This is a genomic window from Streptomyces humi (assembly GCF_001005085.2).
In the GTDB taxonomy this organism is placed as follows: domain Bacteria; phylum Actinomycetota; class Actinomycetes; order Streptomycetales; family Streptomycetaceae; genus Streptomyces; species Streptomyces humi.
In genome coordinates, this window is the sequence record NZ_LBMU02000093.1 from 1 (window position 1) to 15,995 (window position 15,995).

Annotated in this window: 16 protein-coding genes; 10 read left to right on the plus strand and 6 right to left on the minus strand. The window is 70.9% G+C overall.

From position 1 onward, the window contains the following. From AAW13_RS36425 to AAW13_RS36440, 4 genes are all read left to right on the plus strand, one after another. A partial coding sequence (locus AAW13_RS36425; RefSeq protein ID WP_476756034.1) for an ATP-binding cassette domain-containing protein occupies positions 1 to 417 on the plus strand: 417 nt, incomplete at its 5' end. 1 nt (position 418) lies between these two features. Continuing rightward, positions 419 to 1,195, plus strand: a complete 777-nt coding sequence (locus tag AAW13_RS36430) for an ABC transporter permease (protein ID WP_046730827.1) — start codon at positions 419 to 421, stop codon at positions 1,193 to 1,195. Positions 1,196 to 1,335: 140 nt separating this feature from the next. Then, positions 1,336 to 2,613, plus strand: a complete 1,278-nt coding sequence (locus AAW13_RS36435; RefSeq protein ID WP_071659798.1) for an ABC transporter ATP-binding protein — start codon at positions 1,336 to 1,338, stop codon at positions 2,611 to 2,613. Continuing rightward, positions 2,610 to 3,494 carry an ABC transporter permease gene (locus AAW13_RS36440; protein ID WP_046734779.1) on the plus strand — a complete coding sequence of 295 codons (885 nt, stop codon included), beginning with the start codon at positions 2,610 to 2,612 and terminating at the stop codon, positions 3,492 to 3,494. Before AAW13_RS36435 ends, AAW13_RS36440 begins: the two co-directional genes overlap by 4 nt. 4 nt (positions 3,495 to 3,498) lie before the next feature. Here AAW13_RS36440 and AAW13_RS36445 read toward each other — a convergent pair whose 3' ends face one another. Beyond that, positions 3,499 to 3,840 carry a hypothetical protein gene (locus AAW13_RS36445; RefSeq protein WP_046734778.1) on the minus strand — a complete coding sequence of 114 codons (342 nt, stop codon included), beginning with the start codon at positions 3,838 to 3,840 and terminating at the stop codon, positions 3,499 to 3,501. Between the two features lie 221 nt (positions 3,841 to 4,061). Here AAW13_RS36445 and AAW13_RS36450 point away from each other — a divergent pair, with 221 nt between their 5' ends. After that, positions 4,062 to 5,102, plus strand: a complete 1,041-nt coding sequence (locus tag AAW13_RS36450) for an LLM class flavin-dependent oxidoreductase (RefSeq protein ID WP_046734777.1) — start codon at positions 4,062 to 4,064, stop codon at positions 5,100 to 5,102. Positions 5,103 to 5,205: 103 nt separating this feature from the next. Here the strand turns inward: AAW13_RS36450 and AAW13_RS36455 are convergent, their stop codons facing one another. Then, positions 5,206 to 5,598: an SCO5389 family protein gene (locus tag AAW13_RS36455; RefSeq protein WP_046734776.1), complete on the minus strand. Its 393-nt coding sequence runs from the start codon at positions 5,596 to 5,598 to the stop codon at positions 5,206 to 5,208. A 277-nt stretch (positions 5,599 to 5,875) separates the two neighbouring features. Between AAW13_RS36455 and nucS the strand changes: the two genes are divergently transcribed. Continuing rightward, positions 5,876 to 6,547 (plus strand): endonuclease NucS, encoded by a 672-nt coding sequence (gene nucS, locus AAW13_RS36460; RefSeq protein WP_046734775.1) that lies wholly within the window; start codon positions 5,876 to 5,878, stop codon positions 6,545 to 6,547. A 364-nt stretch (positions 6,548 to 6,911) separates the two neighbouring features. Here the strand turns inward: nucS and AAW13_RS36465 are convergent, their stop codons facing one another. The 4 genes from AAW13_RS36465 to AAW13_RS36480 form a co-directional block, all read right to left on the minus strand. Next, on the minus strand, positions 6,912 to 9,404 hold the full coding sequence (locus AAW13_RS36465; RefSeq protein WP_046730628.1) for an ATP-binding protein: 2,493 nt from the start codon (positions 9,402 to 9,404) through the stop codon (positions 6,912 to 6,914). 242 nt (positions 9,405 to 9,646) lie between these two features. Next, positions 9,647 to 9,970: an STAS domain-containing protein gene (locus tag AAW13_RS36470; RefSeq protein WP_030672301.1), complete on the minus strand. Its 324-nt coding sequence runs from the start codon at positions 9,968 to 9,970 to the stop codon at positions 9,647 to 9,649. Between the two features lie 186 nt (positions 9,971 to 10,156). Beyond that, positions 10,157 to 11,005, minus strand: a complete 849-nt coding sequence (locus AAW13_RS36475; RefSeq protein WP_046730629.1) for a 3-hydroxyacyl-CoA dehydrogenase family protein — start codon at positions 11,003 to 11,005, stop codon at positions 10,157 to 10,159. 147 nt (positions 11,006 to 11,152) lie between these two features. Then, positions 11,153 to 11,794, minus strand: coding sequence for a TetR/AcrR family transcriptional regulator (locus AAW13_RS36480; protein WP_046730630.1), 642 nt, complete (start codon positions 11,792 to 11,794; stop codon positions 11,153 to 11,155). An 81-nt stretch (positions 11,795 to 11,875) separates the two neighbouring features. On the opposite strand from AAW13_RS36480, the gene AAW13_RS36485 reads away from it, so the two are divergent. The 4 genes from AAW13_RS36485 (at position 11,876) to AAW13_RS36500 (ending at position 15,994) form a co-directional block, all read left to right on the plus strand. Continuing rightward, on the plus strand, positions 11,876 to 12,661 hold the full coding sequence (locus AAW13_RS36485) for an ABC transporter ATP-binding protein (RefSeq protein WP_046730631.1): 786 nt from the start codon (positions 11,876 to 11,878) through the stop codon (positions 12,659 to 12,661). Between the two features lie 13 nt (positions 12,662 to 12,674). Beyond that, complete coding sequence (locus AAW13_RS36490) at positions 12,675 to 13,424, plus strand: ABC transporter permease (RefSeq protein WP_046730632.1); 750 nt, start codon at positions 12,675 to 12,677, stop codon at positions 13,422 to 13,424. A gap of 13 nt (positions 13,425 to 13,437) precedes the next feature. Beyond that, positions 13,438 to 14,010, plus strand: a complete 573-nt coding sequence (locus AAW13_RS36495) for a cob(I)yrinic acid a,c-diamide adenosyltransferase (RefSeq protein WP_046730633.1) — start codon at positions 13,438 to 13,440, stop codon at positions 14,008 to 14,010. Positions 14,011 to 14,167: 157 nt separating this feature from the next. Continuing rightward, entirely contained in the window at positions 14,168 to 15,994 is a 1,827-nt protein-coding gene (locus AAW13_RS36500; RefSeq protein ID WP_046730634.1) for a glycoside hydrolase family 18 chitinase, read from the plus strand. Position 15,995: the final 1 nt, after the last annotated feature.

Genomic DNA, 15,995 nt, shown 5'->3' on the forward strand with positions numbered 1-15,995 from the left:
TTCGTCTCCTCCCACCTGATGAGCGAGATGGCACTGACCGCCGACCACCTCGTCGTCATCGGACAGGGCCGGCTGCTCGCCGACACCTCCATGGCCGATTTCATCCGAACGAACTCACGGTCGTACGTCCGGATCCGCTCCCCGCAGCGCGAGCGGCTGCTCGACGTCCTGCACCAGGCCGGGATCACCGTCGTGGAGACGGGCACCGGGGCGCTGGAGGCCGAGGGCGGGAAGGCCGAACCGATCGGGGAGCTCGCCGGCCGGCACGGGATCGTGCTGCACGAGCTGAGCACCCAGCAGGCCTCACTGGAGGAGGCGTTCATGCGGCTGACCGCGGAGACGGTGGAGTACCACGCGCACGCCGACTCGCCCCCGGAGCCACGGGCCTGGGGCGCCGGCTGGGACGAGGGAGCCTGAGATGGCGGTCGTCACCCAGGTCGTACGGTCGGAGTGGACCAAGATCCGGTCGGTCGCGTCGACCGTGTGGACACTGTCGCTGGCCGTCGTGGTCACCGTGGCGCTCGGGATGCTGCTGTCCGCGCTGGCGAACAGTCAGTTCGGCAACATGCCCGTGCGGGAGCGGCTCTCCTTCGACCCGACGAACATCAGCTTCGCCGGCATGACCCTGGGCCAGCTCGCGATGATCGTGTTCGGGGTGCTGGTGGTGTCCAACGAGTACAGCACCGGCATGATCCGCACCTCGCTGGCCGCCGTGCCGCAGCGGGCCACCTTCCTGTTCAGCAAGATCGCGGTGGCGGCGGCCCTGGTGCTGGTGGTCGGCATGGTGACCAGCTTCGCCGCCTTCTTCCTGGGGCAGGCGATGCTCGGCCCGCACCGGGCGTACCTCGGTGACCCGGGGGTGCTGCGCGCGGTCGTGGGCGGCGGGCTCTACATGACGCTCATCGCGGTGTTCTCGATGGGCGTGGCCGCGATGCTGCGCTCGCCGATGCTGTCGCTGGGCATCCTGATGCCGTTCTTCTTCCTGATCTCCAACATCCTCGGCAACGTCGACGCGACCAAGAAGATCGGCCGGTTCCTGCCGGACCAGGCGGGCAGCCATGTCATGCAGGTGGTGCCGAGGGTCGGCGACGAGGTCCCCTACGGTCCCTGGGGCGGGCTCGGCATCATGGGGCTGTGGGTGGTCGCCGCGCTCGCCGGCGGCTACGCGCTGCTGAAGAGACGGGACGCCCAGTGAGGCCTCGGGACGCCCGGTGACCTGACCGGTACGGACCGGCTTTGCCAGCTCTTGATGGGAACCGTCAGCTCCCCGATATCCTCCTAACCCTTACGGGGGCGTCTGCCCTGCTGTCCTGATCCTTTCGATGGGTGCGGAGCATGATCGAGGCTGTCGGCCTGACCAAGCGATACGGCGACAAGACCGCCGTGTACAACCTTTCCTTCCAGGTACGGCCCGGAGCCGTCACCGGCTTTCTCGGGCCCAACGGCTCGGGCAAGTCGACGACCATGCGGATGATCCTCGGTCTGGACAACCCGACCGCCGGCTCGGTCACCATCGGTGGCTACCCGTACCGCAAGCTGCCCAACGCCGCCCGCCAGGTCGGCGCGCTGCTCGACGCCAAGGCCGTGCACGGCGGCCGCTCCGCCCGCAACCACCTGCTCTCGCTGGCCCAGCTGTCCGCGATCCCGGCCCGCCGGGTGGACGAGGTGCTCGGCGTGGTGGGCCTCCAGGACGTGGCCGGCAAGCGCTCCAAGGGCTTCTCGCTCGGCATGGGCCAGCGCCTCGGCATCGCCGCCGCGCTGCTCGGCGACCCCCAGGTACTGCTCTTCGACGAGCCGGTCAACGGCCTCGACCCGGAGGGCATCCTGTGGGTGCGCAACCTGATGAAGTCGCTGGCCGCGGAGGGCCGCACGGTCTTCGTCTCCTCCCACCTGATGAGCGAGATGGCGCTGACCGCCGACCACCTCATCGTGATCGGGCGCGGCCAGCTGCTCGCCGACATGAGTGTGACCGACTTCATCTCGGCCAACTCCGCCGACTTCGCGAGAGTCCGCACCCCGGACACCGAGCCGCAGCTGCGCGAGAAGCTCACCTCGGCGCTGACCGAGGCCGGCGGCCACGTGCTGCCCGAGCAGGACGGCGCGCTGCGGGTGACCGGCCTGCCGCTGCCGCGCATCGCCGACCTCGCGCACGAGGCGGACGTACGGCTGTGGGAGCTCTCCCCGCACCAGGCCTCCCTGGAGGAGGCGTACATGCGGATGACGCAGGGCGCCGTCGACTACCGGTCCACCGCCGACGAGCTGGCCGGGTTCCAGCCGCCGCTGCCGCCCGGCGCGCAGCCGCCGATGCCGGTGCCCGGGCAGGGCCAGCCGGGCTGGTACGCCCCGCCGCCGCCCCAGCAGGGCGGCGGGCCCTTCACCGGGGTGTACGGCGCCCCGGGGGCACCCGCCAGTCCGTACGGCGCTCCGCAGGCCCCCCAGGGCCCCTACGGCGCTCCGAACCCCTACGCGGCGCCCGCACCCGCGCCGGTGCCGCCCGCGGCCGCGCCGGTCCCGCCCGCGGCCGCCACGCCCGCACCGGCGGCGCCCGCGCCCTCCCCCGCGGCTCCTGCTCCTGCCCCCGCCGACCTGACCAAGCCCGAGGACGCCCGATGAGCACCCACCAGCCCGTGACGCCGCAGGCGGCCCCGGCCGCGCCCGAATGGCAGGCGGCGCCCGGCGGCCCGTACGCCGGCTACGTCTCGCCGATCCCGGTGGTCCGCACCCACCTCGGGCACGCGATCGGTTCCGAGTGGACGAAGATCAGGTCGGTGCGTTCGACGATATGGACGCTCGGCGTCTTCGTGGTGCTGGTCGTCGGCATCGGCCTGCTGGCCGGCGCCCTGGTCAGCGGCGCCTCGTCGTCCTCCGACATGAGCGGTGAGAACCCGCTGTCGCTCGGCTTCTTCGGACTGCTCATCGGCAGCATGTGCATCATGACGCTGGGCGTGCTGACCACCGCCTCCGAGTACGGCACGGGCATGATCCGTACGACGACGGTGGCCTGCCCGTCGCGCGTGCGGGTGCTCGCGGCCAAGGCGATCGTCTTCTTCGCGGTCGCCTTCGTGGTCACGCTGGCCGCCAGCGCGTTCGTCGCCATGACACAGGCGTCCATGCTGAGCGACACCGGCGCGCGGACCCCGACGAACGAGGACTGGCTGAAGGCGACCCTGGGCGTCAGCTTCTACATGGCGCTGCTGGGGCTGCTCTCGCTGCTCGTCGGCTCGATCATCCGGCACTCCGCGGGCGCCATCACGATCATGATCGGCGCGCTGCTCGCCCCGCTGGTGATCGCGCTGTTCATGTTCTCGCAGTCGCTGGAGAAGGTGCGGAACGCCCTGTTCGAGTACTCGATCCCGAACCAGCTGAGCATCTTCTACTCCAACTCGCTGAGCCAGGACGGCCCGTCGGGCTGGGACCCGCTGTGGATCATGCTGGTGGTGACCGCGCTGGCCTTCGGCGGCGCCTGCCTGCTGCTGGAGAAGCGGGACGTGTAGCCGGCTAGAACTTCGGCGCGTTACGGGACCGCTGCACCCGCGTGGTGCGGCGGTCCTTCGCGTTCCAGCACGCCTTGTGCCAGTGCCGGCGCTCGTCGACGCCGGAGTGCTCCGGCCAGGCCACCACGTGCGGCACGCCGGAGGGGATCACCTGGTCGCAGCCCGGGCAGCGGTATGTCTTTCCGACCGCGCTGGCGCCCGCCACATGCCGTACGCTCCACTCCTCGCCCTGCCAGCTCACCGTGGACTGCCAGCCGCCGTAACGGTCCGTACGGTCCTCCTCGGCGCTCTGGCCGGACGAGGCCGCTCCGTTCGGGCCCTTGGGTCGGTTGCGACGCGGGGACACGGGACACCTCTCGGGGCTATACAGGAAGCACGGGCTGTGTCCAGCCTACGACGCGCACACAGGGGTACGCGTAGGGCACCAACCCGCACAAGTCCCCCTTCAGGGCGACCCATTCTCCAGACAATCGGCAAATCTCTCCGTCAGGCCGTGTCCTCGGCACGTGTCAGACGGTTATGCCGGGTGGGGGAGCTCCGGGTAGGAGCCAGGAAAGCAGGAAAGCGATGCGCGTAGGAAGTTTTGTGCTGGCCGCCCAGTTCCCGGGCCAGGGCCAGGGGGAGGCCCTGCACCGGGCGGTGCGCACGGCGGAAGTGGCCGAAGAGGCCGGTCTGGACGCGGTCTGGCTGGCCGAGCACCACTTCGTGCCGTACGGCACGTGCCCGTCGGCGGTCACGCTGGCGGCCCTGTTGCTGGGCCGCACCCGGCGGCTGCGGGTCGGCACGGCGGTCAGCGTGCTGCCCACCATCCACCCGGTCGCCCTGGGCGAGCAGACCGCGCTGCTCCATGTGACGAGCGGCGGCCGCTTCACGCTCGGCGTGGGGCGCGGCGGGCCATGGGTGGACCTGGAGGTCTTCGGGTCCGGACTGGAGGCGTACGAACAGGGCTTCCCCGAATCACTCGATCTGCTGACGCGCTGGCTGCGCGAACCGGCCGTGTCGGCCTCCGGGCCGCGCTTCTCCTTCCGTGAAGTGCCCGTCGTACCGCGCCCGTCGGAGGCGCTGACGGAGGACCTGGCGGAGGTGCCGGGGCCGGAGGTCGTGGTCGCCTGCACCTCGCCGGCGAGTGTCCGGCTGGCCGCCGAGCGGGGCCTGCCGATGCTGCTCGGCATGCACGTCGGGGACGAGGAGAAGGCCGAGATGGTGGCGCTGTGGCGGCAGCACGCGCGGGCCGCCGGACGGCCGGGCGACGAGATCGCCGGCGCGGCCCATGTGTCGGCCGGCGTCTGCCAGATCGCGGACAGCCGCGCCGACGCCGCGGAGACGCTGACGAAGGCGATGCCGGGCTGGCTGAAGCAGGGCCTGGAGGCCCATGTGACGGTGGACGGCCGGATCCGCTCGATGCGCGACCCGCTCGCGTACACCGAACTGCTCTGCGGGCTGCACCCGGTGGGTACCCCGCGGCTCTGCGCCGACCGGCTCGCCGCGACCTCCGAGCGGACCGGCATCTCCCGGTTCGCCCTGCTGACCGAGGGCTCGGGGGATCTGGCGGCCACGGAGGAGAACGTACGACGGCTGGGTACCGAGGTACTCCCCAACCTCGGGTGACCCGGCCGCCGCGGGGAGCTTGCCGCCCCAGTGACTGATGCACCTCCCGCGTGTGGAGCGGCAAGCAAGCGGCTCACTGCGTCAGCAGTGGCGAAACTCCGCGTCAGCAGTCCCGCAGTTCCGGGGACTGGTTCAGCAGCTGACTGCGCACCGAGGTGAAGCGGGCCAGCGTCTCGTCGACCGAGGCGTCCAGCGGGAACACCGCAACCCGGTGGCAGTTCTGGAAGGCCAGCCGCACACCGAAGTGCCGCTGCAAGGCGCCGCGTATGGCGTCACTCGCGAGCGCACGCAGCAGCTGACCGCGTGCCTGCTCGTCCGGCGGGGGCGTCTGGTTGTCGGCGAACTGTCCGCCGTCCACCTTCAGCTGGGCCACCAGGGAGCTGATCATCTCCCACGCGTAGGGCAGGGAGGTCCGGACGCAGTCGACGAATTCTGCTTCGTCGACCTCGCCTCGCTCGGCCTGTTCGAGTAGGGCCGGTGAGACGTCGAGCGACATGGGTTCTCCTCTCGCACCCCCGAACAGCAGGGGTTGCCGGACAGATAAAGGGAGTTCGCGATACCGAACACGCTGAGTACACACATCGCGACCTCCCGTTCACTACGGTAGGCAACGGACGGTGACCCCACCAGGAGATTGCGTATATGCGACGGTCCCTTTAGGCACACAATCGGCCAGGGTTGAACAGAGGTGTGCAGGCGACACGTCAGACCCCGGTCACGGGGGCACCGGGCGAATCGCGTCCGGGGCGGCGCGTCGAGTAGCGTTGCCGACCATGCGTCTCGTCATCGCCCGGTGCTCCGTCGACTACGCCGGCCGGCTCACCGCCCACCTTCCCTCGGCTCCCCGTCTGATCCTGGTCAAGGCGGACGGCAGCGTCTCGATCCACGCCGACGACCGGGCCTACAAGCCCCTCAACTGGATGTCGCCGCCGTGCACGCTGAAGGAGGGCACCGGCGACGAGGAAGGCGTCTGGACCGTCATCAACAAGGCGGGCGAGAAGCTCATCATCACGATGGAGGAGGTCCTGCACGACTCCTCGCACGAACTCGGCGTGGACCCGGGCCTGATCAAGGACGGCGTGGAAGCGCACCTCCAGGAGCTGCTGGCCGACCGCATCGAGACCCTCGGCGACGGCTACACGCTCATCCGGCGCGAGTACATGACCGCGATCGGCCCGGTGGACATCCTCTGCCGCGACGCCGAGGGGCAGACGGTCGCGATCGAGATCAAGCGCCGGGGCGAGATCGACGGTGTGGAACAGCTCACCCGCTACCTGGACCTCCTGAACCGCGACCCGCATCTGGCCCCCGTCCGCGGCATCTTCGCGGCCCAGGAGATCAAGCCCCAGGCGAAGGTCCTGGCCACCGACCGGGGCATCGGCTGCACGATCCTCGACTACGACGCCCTCCGAGGCATCGAGGACGACAAACTCCGCCTGTTCTGATCCCCCTGAACCCCCCGACCACACCCGCCCCGGAGCCCACCGGGTACGCCCGCCAGCGAGCCCGCCGGGGACGTCCGCTTCCGGGCCTGCCGACCAGGCGCGCTTCGGGGCCCGCGGGGTACACCCGCTTCCGACCGCCGCGACGGTGCTCCGCCACGGCGGTGCGGGCCGGCGGTGCCGAACCGGGCTGAGCGGGTCCGGCCCCGCCGGCCACCGCCGTGGGGGCTGAGCCCCGTCGCGGCGGTCGGAAAGTGAGCGGCGGACAGAGGTGGAGGCCGGGCCCACAGGAAGCAACGGGCACGAGTCGGAGCCGAACACGACCGAGGGCCGGTCTGCCGCAAGGAGACCGGCCCTCCGCCGTGGTTCAGATCACCGTGCCGGTCGGGGTACCCGGCGTGATGCTCTCCGACGCGCTGGACGTGGTGATCGACGGGGAGTCGGACACCGGGCCGCTGGCGCTGTCCGTCGTGGACGGTGTGTCGGACGGCTCCGGAGACGTCGAGTCCGACGGGGACGCCGACGGAGAGGTCGTGGCGGACCTCGACGGGCTCGCGGACGGTGAATGCGGGGTCGACCTCGTCGGTGTCGGTGACGTGGACGGCGCGTGGGTCGTGCCGCCGCCCGACGTGCCCTTCGTGCCGCTCGGTGTCGTCGACGGGGTCGGCGTGTCCGAGGGTGGGGTCGGGTCGTCCGAGGTGCCCAGGGTGCCGTCGGGGCCGGGGTCCGTCGGCTTCGTCGTGGCCGGACCGGTGTCTGCCGTACCGGAGCTCTGTCCCGGGTCCGCGCCCAGGCTCCCGTCCCCCGTACCGTCGCTCGCCGAAGGGTTGACGCTGACGTTGTCGGACGGGTTGTCGGCGTTGTCGTGGGAGGTCATGCCGAGCCCCACCACCGTGCCGAGGACCGCTGTGAGCAGGACGCCCGAGCCGACCGCGACCAGGTTGCGGCGGGCCATCCGGCCGATACCTGCGACTCCGCCGCGGCGGACGGGCTCCGGCTCGGCCCGCGGGGTGACGATCGTGTCCGAGATCGGCGAGTGGACGGCCGGGAAGGGCGTCGTGACCCCTCCCGCCGGGGATATGGACTCCTCGTGCCGGGCGTCGGGGATCTCGTCGCCCGTCATCGCGGCGAGGACGGGAAGCACCTCGCCCGAGCGGTCGGCGACCAGCGCCAGCGCACGGCGGCCGGCCGTCGTACCCCGTTTGTCGGCGAGCGCGCCGCGCAGCCCGATCGACGCCTCCAGCTCCGCACGGGCCCGGTCCAGGCCGCCCTCGCAGAGCGCGAGGATGCCCAGCTCGTGGTGGAAGTAGGCCTGTTCGCCGACCTCGCCGGCGAGCCGGGAGGCCTCGGTGCCGGCCCGCAGGGCGCGTTCCCAGGCGCCCCATTGCAGCCCCGCGGCGAACGCGGGCGCGGCCGTGCGGGCCAGCCGTACCGGCGTGGACTCCTCGCCCTCCGCGGGCGGCACCGTGGCCGGGACCACGACCGCCAGGGCGGCGAGGATCGCGTCGGCCTCGGCGCAGACCCGCTCGGGGGTGACGGACGGGTGCCCGGCCCACCATGAGTAGTGCCGGGCCGCGGCGAGCGCCTGCGCCTCGATGTCGTCGGCGTATCCGGCGGCCGCCAGCTGTTGCAGCACGCCGGTGGCGAGCCGGTAGCGGGAGCCCACCGGGGACACCAGTCCGCAGCCCGCCAGTTCGCCGAGGGCCGCGTCCGCGTGGGTGTCGCCGACGAGGGCCGGCAGATGCGCCTGGTGCGGCACCTCGCCGTCGAGGGCGACCGCGAAGCGCAGCGTGGCGCGGGCGGAGGCGCTGAGCCGGGCGGCGAGCAGCGAGGCGGGCGCGGCGGCCTCGCCCAGCGACGGCAGCGGGGCCTCCTCGACGGCCTCGGCGTCGAAGGGCACGTCGGCCGGCAGGGCGTCCTCGAAGACCCCGAACTCGTCGACGGCACCGGTGCTGGCGCGCAGTTGGTCGCGCTGCCGCAGCAGGGCGCCGGCCTGGACGAAGCGCAGTGGCAGGCCCTCGGACTCGAACCAGAGGTCGCCGGCCCAGTTGGCCTCCTCCTCGCTGAGCACCCGGCCGACCGCGCGCTCCAGGATGTCCACGCCCCCGGCCCGGTCGAGGCCGCCGAGGACGACCTCCTCGACGGCGGAGTCGGCGGACGGCGCCGGTACGTCCGGGGTGGCGCCGATCAGGAAGGCGCACTCGGGGGTGGCGTCGATCAGCTCGTCGAGTCCGGCGCCGCCGAACTCGATGTCGTCGAGGACGACGACCGCGCCGATGTCACCGGCCAGTTCGAGGAGTTCCGCCGGGTCGGGCCGGTGCTCGGGCGCCTGGTAGACGGCGTGGAAGAGGTCCTGGAGGAGGTCCTCGGGTGTGCGGTGGAAGCCCGTGAGGCGGACCACGCCGTCGGGGGCGAGGTCGGAGCAGTCGTCGGCGACCAGGTCGAGGAGCGCGGTGCGGCCGGAGCCCGAAGGGCCGGTGAGGCGTACGGAGCGGCCGCGGGCGAGGAGTCGTACGAGCCGCTCACGGTCGTCCTGGCGCTCCAGGAGCGGCAGCTCGGGCCGGGCGGGGCCGGGCGGTACCGGCGGCCGGGCGGCGCGCTCGTACTCGGCGCGCTCGGCGGCGGTGCGCTTCTCCGGCCGGGCCGGGCGCTCGGTCGGCGGGCAGGGTTCTATCTCGCTGCCGTCGACCGGGTTCACGGTCAGCAGGAAGTCACCGGTGACCAGCCGCGCGGTGCGGGCGAGCGGCGGTGCGCTCTGGCCGAACTCGTTGGTCAGGGATTCCCTGGGCGGGCGCTGGCGCGGCGCGCTGCCGTCGCCGTCATGGCCGTACCCCTCGGGTCCCGGGTTGATCGGGTCCATAGGTTCCTAGCCCCCCAAAAGCGTCGTGTGCCGTGAATACCGGCCCCTCCCGGCCTGTTGCACAACGCGCTGTCGCTTCTGGTCCGGGCCCGTGCTCGAAGGGTGGCAAGGCAGCGGGCGACCGAACCTTAAACCTTCGCACAGTATCTACGACAGTCCGGGGTACCGCGCCGTCCGGGACATCACGGTCTCGTGAGGATTGCACCCCGCACGGATCTGACGCGCACCGCGGTGCCCGGGAGTCACACCCGGGGCAGTGACTCCACCCCGATACCGCCCTCGATCGCCAGGATGCGGTGCAGCCGGGTGGCCACCAGCAGGCGCTGCATCTGCGGTGGCACACCGCGCAGCACCAGACGGCGGCCGCAGCGGCCGGCCCGCCGGTGGGCCCCCATGATCACCCCTAGTCCGGTGGCGTCCCAGGAGTCCAGCTCGGACAGGTCCAGCACCAGGTCGCCGACTCCGTCGTCGACGGCCGAGTGCAGGACCGTACGGGCGTCCGCCGCGCTGCGGACGTCGAGGCGGCCCCCGACGACCAGCTCGGCGTGGTCGCCCCTGATGTACATATGCGCTCCCCGAGAGTGCGTGTCCTACTCCGTGAAAGTGATGTCCGGTGATGCAACTTCTGACTGCGTTCGACAGCCAGAGGTTGCCATCTGTAAGCGAACCGATACCGAATTCACCCCCGAGAGTGAAACTCCCGGGATCTGTGCGTTTTTCGGAGGCGGTCAGGGGCTCTGGGTACTGATGTTTCAGTACGTGTAGAAGCCCTGCCCGCTCTTGCGTCCGATGTCACCGGCGTCAACCATCCGGCGCATCAGCTCCGGTGGCGCGAACTTCTCGTCCTGCGACTCGGTGTAGATGTTGCCGGTGGCGTGCAGCAGGATGTCGACGCCGGTCAGGTCGGCCGTGGCCAGCGGGCCCATGGCGTGACCGAAGCCCAGCTTGCAGGCCAGGTCGATGTCCTCGGCGGAGGCGACACCCGACTCGTACAGCTTGGTGGCCTCGACGACGAGCGCCGAGATCAGCCGGGTCGTCACGAAGCCGGCGACGTCCCGGTTGACGACGATGCAGGTCTTGCCGGTCGACTCGGCGAACTCCCGTGCGGTGGCGAGGGTTTCGTCGCTCGTCTTGTAGCCGCGGACCAGCTCCACGAGCTGCATCATCGGCACCGGCGAGAAGAAGTGGACGCCGACCACCCGCTCCGGGTGCTCGGTGGCCGCGGCGATCTTGGTGATCGGGATGGCGGAGGTGTTGGAGGCGAGCACGGCGTCCGGGCGCACGATCTTGTCGAGCGCGCGGAAGATCTCGTGCTTGACCTCAAGCTTCTCGAAGACGGCCTCGACCACGATGTCCGCGTCGGCGACCGCGTCCAGGTCGGTGGTCGTGGTGATGCGGGCCAGGGCGGTGTCGGCGTCGTGCGCCTCCAGCTTCCCCTTGCTCACGAACTTGTCGTACGAGGCCTGGATGCCGCCGACGGCGCGGTCCAGCGCCTCGTCGGTGACGTCCCGCAGGACGACGTCCCAGCCGGCCTGCGCGGCGACCTGGGCGATGCCGGAACCCATCAGGCCGGCACCGATGACGGCAAGCTTCCGTGCCACTCCGCTCCCCTTACACGCTGTTCAGATATGCCTCTTGGCCGGACCCTAGCGCTGGGAGGCTCCGGGAAACCCGGTAAGTAACGCGTGTCACGGTCTCAGGGGGTGAGACAACCGTCACGTCCCGTCAGGCGGGCGCGGCGGCACCGGTCATTCCGCGCCACGCACGGCGTAGTTGAGGACCTTCTCGCTCAACAGGTCCTCGATGTCGTCGAGGAGGACCAGGACCTCCCGGGACACTTCGCGCGGATCGCGAGACTTGACCATTTCGCGCCCGATGACCGCCATGACCGTGCTGTGGACCCAGCCGAGCTGACCGGCGATCAGGTGGGGCATCGGGTCGCCGGCCGCGGCTCCGGCGTCCTCACGCAGGGCGTCCTCCAGCCTGGCCTGGACCTCCTGCCCGATCGCCCACAGCCGGGAGCGCAGCGCGGGCGCGTCCTCGATGACACGCATGAAGGCGGCGTATCCGGGGATCAGGCCGACCCGGGGCGACACCGCCTCGACCTCCTCGCGCAGCTCCCGCAGGACGGCCGCGGCGGCCGACTCCCCCGCGTTCCGCCCGCGCACCCAGCGGGCCATCCGCTCCACCAGCCCGGCGGACCGGTCGAAGAAGAGGTCCTCCTTCGCCGGGAAGTAGTTGTAGACGGTGTTGACCGAGACGTCGGCGGCGGCGGCGATCTCCGCGACCGTCACGGCGTCGAAACCACGCTCGACGAACAGGCCCGTGGCGACATCCGAGATGTACTGCCGGGTCTGCCGCTTCTTCCGCTCCCTGAGCCCTTCCGCCATGACCGCATCGTAACCCTTCCTGGGTTCCCTGAAATTTTGGAGGCATTGCAAACTTTAAGAGGCTCTGCTTTTCTGGACGGCATGGCAGCAGTCATCAGCGCGGCCGGACTGGCCCGCACCTTCCAGACCAAGCACGGCCCGGTGGAGGCGGTGCGCGGCGTCGACCTGACCGTCCGCCAGGGCGAGATCCTCGGCTTCCTCGGCCCGAACGGCGCCGGCAAGACCACCACCCTCCGCATGCTCACCACCCTGCTCGCGCCGACCGGGGGCACGGCCTCGGTCGCCGGACACGACCTGGCGGCCGATCCGGCCGGGGTGCGGCGCGCGTGCGGATACGTGGCCCAGTCCGGCGGGGTCGACCCGAACATCGGCGTGCGCGAGGAACTCGTCACCCAGGGCCGCCTCTACCGCCTGAGCAGGGACCAGGCGGCCGCCCGGGCCCGGGAGCTGGCGGCCGACCTGGGCTTCGCCGGTCTCCTCGACCGCAAGTGCGGCGCGCTCTCCGGCGGCCTGCGCCGTCGCCTCGACATCGCGATGGCCCTCACCCACCGCCCGAAGGTGCTGTTCCTCGACGAGCCGACGACCGGCCTGGACCCCGGCAGCCGGGCCGACCTGTGGGAGCTGGTCCGCCGGCTGCGCGACGAGCACGGCACGACCGTCTTCCTGACCACGCACTACCTGGACGAGGCCGACGCCCTGGCCGAGCGGCTGGTGATCGTCGACCGGGGCGTGGTCGCCGCCGAGGGCACGCCGACCGCGCTGAAGCTGGCGCACGGCGGCTCGATCGACGCGAGCCTCCAGGACACCTTCCTCGCCATCACCGGCCGCGCCCCCTCCCCTGCCGACGTGACACCCGTAGCCGTATAGGAATCCGGAAGAGATGCTGCTCCACGACACCGGCCTGATCTACGGCCGCTACCTGCGCCAGTCCCTGCGCTCCCGCTTCGCCCTGCTCTTCGGCGTGCTGATGCCGTTGCTGTACCTGCTGTTCTTCGGGCCACTGCTGACGCGCCTGCCGCTGGGCCCCCGCGGCTCCAGCTGGCAGCTCCTCGTCCCCGGCCTGCTGCTCCAACTGGGCTTGTTCGGTGCCTCGTTCGCCGGATTCAGCATCATCCTGGAGAACGGCCAGGGCGTGGTGGAGCGGATGCGCGTGACGCCCGTCAGCCGTCTCGCACTGCTGCTGGGCCGGGTCCTGCGGGACGCCACCGTCTTCGTCTTCCAGGCCGTGCTGCTCGTGCTCACGGCGGTGGCCATGGGCCTGCGCGCGCCGCTGGCCGGCATCCTGGTCGGCTTCGCCTTCGTCGCCCTGCTGACCGTCGCGCTGGGCTCGCTGTCGTACGCGCTGGCCTTCAAGGTCCGCACACCGCAGGAGTTCGGCCCGATGATCAATGCCGTGACCATGCCGTCCATGCTCCTGTCCGGCCTGATGCTCCCGATGAGCCTGGCACCGGCCTGGCTGGACGTCCTGTCCCACTTCGTACCGTTCCGCTATCTGGTGGACGCGGTGCGGGACGCGTACGTCGGCGCCTATACGACGGACCACATGCTGTACGGGGGGCTGGTGGCCGTCGGCTTCGCGACACTCGCCGTGACGGTGGGCACACGCGTGTTCCGTACGGCCGGAGCGTAACTACGCTGGTCGCATGGTCAATCTGACGCGCATCTACACCAGGACCGGCGACCAGGGCACCACCGCCCTCGGGGACATGAGCCGGGTCGCCAAGACCGATCTCCGGATCGCGGCCTACGCCGACGCCAACGAGGCGAACGCGGTGATCGGGACGGCGATCGCGCTGGGCGGGCTGGACGAGGAGATCGTCGCGGTGCTCACCCGGGTGCAGAACGACCTGTTCGACGTGGGCGCGGACCTGTCGACGCCGGTGGTGGAGAACCCGCAGTTCCCGCCGCTGCGGGTCGAGCAGTTCTACGTCGACCGGCTGGAGGCGGACTGCGACCGCTTCAACGAACGGCTGGAGAAGCTGCGTTCCTTCATCCTGCCGGGCGGCGCGCCGGGCGCGGCCCTGCTCCACCAGGCCTGCACGGTGGTGCGCCGGGCGGAGCGGTCGACCTGGGCGGCGCTGGAGGTGCACGGCGAGGTGATGAACCCGCTCACGGCGACCTACCTGAACCGCCTGTCGGACCTGCTGTTCATCCTGGCCAGGACGGCCAACAAGGACACCGGGGACGTGCTGTGGGTACCGGGCGGGGAGCGCTAGCGGCCGTACCGGCAGGGGGAGTCGGGAATCTGACAGCCCGTATACAGAGTGGTCCAGACCTATTGACCGGTGGTCCAGACCTTTCTATTCTCGCGGCACCATGGGCATGAAGGCTCAGTCATGCTCACGTCATTCTCGATGAAGAGGGAGGCGCAGCATGCGCTTCAGACACAGAGCCGCGGCAGGGTTCGCGACCCTGTTGCTCCCCCTGGCCGGCCTGGTCGGGCTCGCGAGCCCCGCCCAGGCCGCGACGGCCGCGACCGCCACCTTCAGCAAGACCTCGGACTGGGGCACCGGGTTCGGCGGCCAGTGGACCGTCAAGAACACCGGTACCGCCTCGATCAGCTCCTGGACCGTCGAGTGGGACTTCCCCTCCGGGACCTCGGTGACCTCCGCCTGGGATGCCGACGTCACCTCTTCCGGCACCCACTGGACCGCCAGGAACAAGTCCTACAACGGCACCCTCGCCCCCGGCGCCTCCGTCTCCTTCGGCTTCAACGGAGCCGGATCCGGATCGCCGAGCAACTGCCTCGTCAACGGCGGGAGCTGTGACGGGGGAACCACCACCCCCGGCGACTCGGCCCCGTCCGCGCCCGGCACCCCCACCGCCTCGGGCATCACCGACACCTCGGTGAAGCTGAGCTGGTCCGCGGCCACCGACGACAAGGGCGTCAAGAACTACGACGTGCTGCGCGACGGCAAGGTCGTCTCCACGGTGACCACCACCTCGTACACCGACACGGGTCTCACCGCCGGCACCGACTACTCGTACACCGTCCAGGCCCGGGACACCGCGAACCAGACCGGCCCGGTCAGCGGCGCGGCCGCGGTGCACACCACCGGCGGTACGACCACTCCCCCGACCACCGGCTCCAAGGTCAAGCTCGGCTATTTCACCGAGTGGGGCATCTACGGGCGCAACTACCAGGTCAAGAACCTGGTGACGTCCGGCTCCGCGGCCAAGATCACGCACATCAACTACGCCTTCGGCAACGTGACCAACGGCCAGTGCGCGATCGGTGACGCCTACGCCGACTACCAGAAGACCTTCACCGCCGACCAGTCGGTCAGCGGCGTCGCCGACACCTGGGACCAGCCGCTGGCCGGCAATTTCAACCAGCTGCGCGAGCTGAAGGCCAAGTACCCGAACATCAAGATCCTGTGGTCCTTCGGCGGCTGGACCTGGTCCGGCGGTTTCGCGCAGGCGGCGGCCAACCCGACCGCGTTCGCGAACTCCTGCTACAACCTGGTCGAGGACCCTCGCTGGGCCGATGTCTTCGACGGCATCGACATCGACTGGGAGTACCCGAACGCGTGCGGGCTGAGCTGTGACACCAGCGGCTCGGCGGCCTTCAAGAACCTGATGTCCGCACTGCGCGCCAAGTTCGGCACCGGCAACCTCGTCACCGCCGCCACCACGGCCGACGGCTCCGCCGGCGGCAAGATCGACGCCACCGACTACGCGGGCGCCTCCCAGTACGTCGACTGGTACAACGTGATGTCGTACGACTTCTTCGGCGCCTGGGCCGGCACCGGGCCGACGGCCCCGCACTCCCCGCTCACCTCGTACTCCGGCATCCCGACCGCCGGCTTCGACACGGCCGACGCCATGGCCAAGTTCAAGGCGCAGGGCGTACCCGCGAGCAAGCTGCTGATCGGCATCGGGTTCTACGGCCGCGGCTGGACCGGGGTCACCCAGGACGCGCCCGGCGGGACGGCCACCGGACCGGCGGCGGGCACGTACGAGCAGGGCATCGAGGACTACAAGGTCCTCAAGACGTCCTGCCCGGCCACCGGCACGATCGCGGGCACGGCCTACGCGCACTGCGGCAGCAACTGGTGGTCGTACGACACCCCGTCGACGATCGCCGGGAAGATGAGCTGGGCCAAGTCCCAGGGTCTCGGCGGCGCGTTCTTCTGGGAGTTCAGCGGCGACACGAGTGACGGTGAGCTGGTGGGCGCCATCAACTCCGGGCTGTCGTGAA

Coding starts and splice junctions, on each gene's coding strand:
- AAW13_RS36430 (WP_046730827.1), top strand. CDS start 419: ATGGCGGTCGTCACCCAGGTCGTACGGTCGGAGTGGACCAAGATCCGG.
- AAW13_RS36435 (WP_071659798.1), top strand. CDS start 1,336: ATGATCGAGGCTGTCGGCCTGACCAAGCGATACGGCGACAAGACCGCC.
- AAW13_RS36440 (WP_046734779.1), top strand. CDS start 2,610: ATGAGCACCCACCAGCCCGTGACGCCGCAGGCGGCCCCGGCCGCGCCC.
- AAW13_RS36450 (WP_046734777.1), top strand. CDS start 4,062: ATGCGCGTAGGAAGTTTTGTGCTGGCCGCCCAGTTCCCGGGCCAGGGC.
- AAW13_RS36455 (WP_046734776.1), bottom strand. CDS start 5,598: ATGTCGCTCGACGTCTCACCGGCCCTACTCGAACAGGCCGAGCGAGGC.
- nucS (WP_046734775.1), top strand. CDS start 5,876: ATGCGTCTCGTCATCGCCCGGTGCTCCGTCGACTACGCCGGCCGGCTC.
- AAW13_RS36465 (WP_046730628.1), bottom strand. CDS start 9,404: ATGGACCCGATCAACCCGGGACCCGAGGGGTACGGCCATGACGGCGAC.
- AAW13_RS36470 (WP_030672301.1), bottom strand. CDS start 9,970: ATGTACATCAGGGGCGACCACGCCGAGCTGGTCGTCGGGGGCCGCCTC.
- AAW13_RS36480 (WP_046730630.1), bottom strand. CDS start 11,794: ATGGCGGAAGGGCTCAGGGAGCGGAAGAAGCGGCAGACCCGGCAGTAC.
- AAW13_RS36485 (WP_046730631.1), top strand. CDS start 11,876: ATGGCAGCAGTCATCAGCGCGGCCGGACTGGCCCGCACCTTCCAGACC.
- AAW13_RS36490 (WP_046730632.1), top strand. CDS start 12,675: ATGCTGCTCCACGACACCGGCCTGATCTACGGCCGCTACCTGCGCCAG.
- AAW13_RS36495 (WP_046730633.1), top strand. CDS start 13,438: ATGGTCAATCTGACGCGCATCTACACCAGGACCGGCGACCAGGGCACC.
- AAW13_RS36500 (WP_046730634.1), top strand. CDS start 14,168: ATGCGCTTCAGACACAGAGCCGCGGCAGGGTTCGCGACCCTGTTGCTC.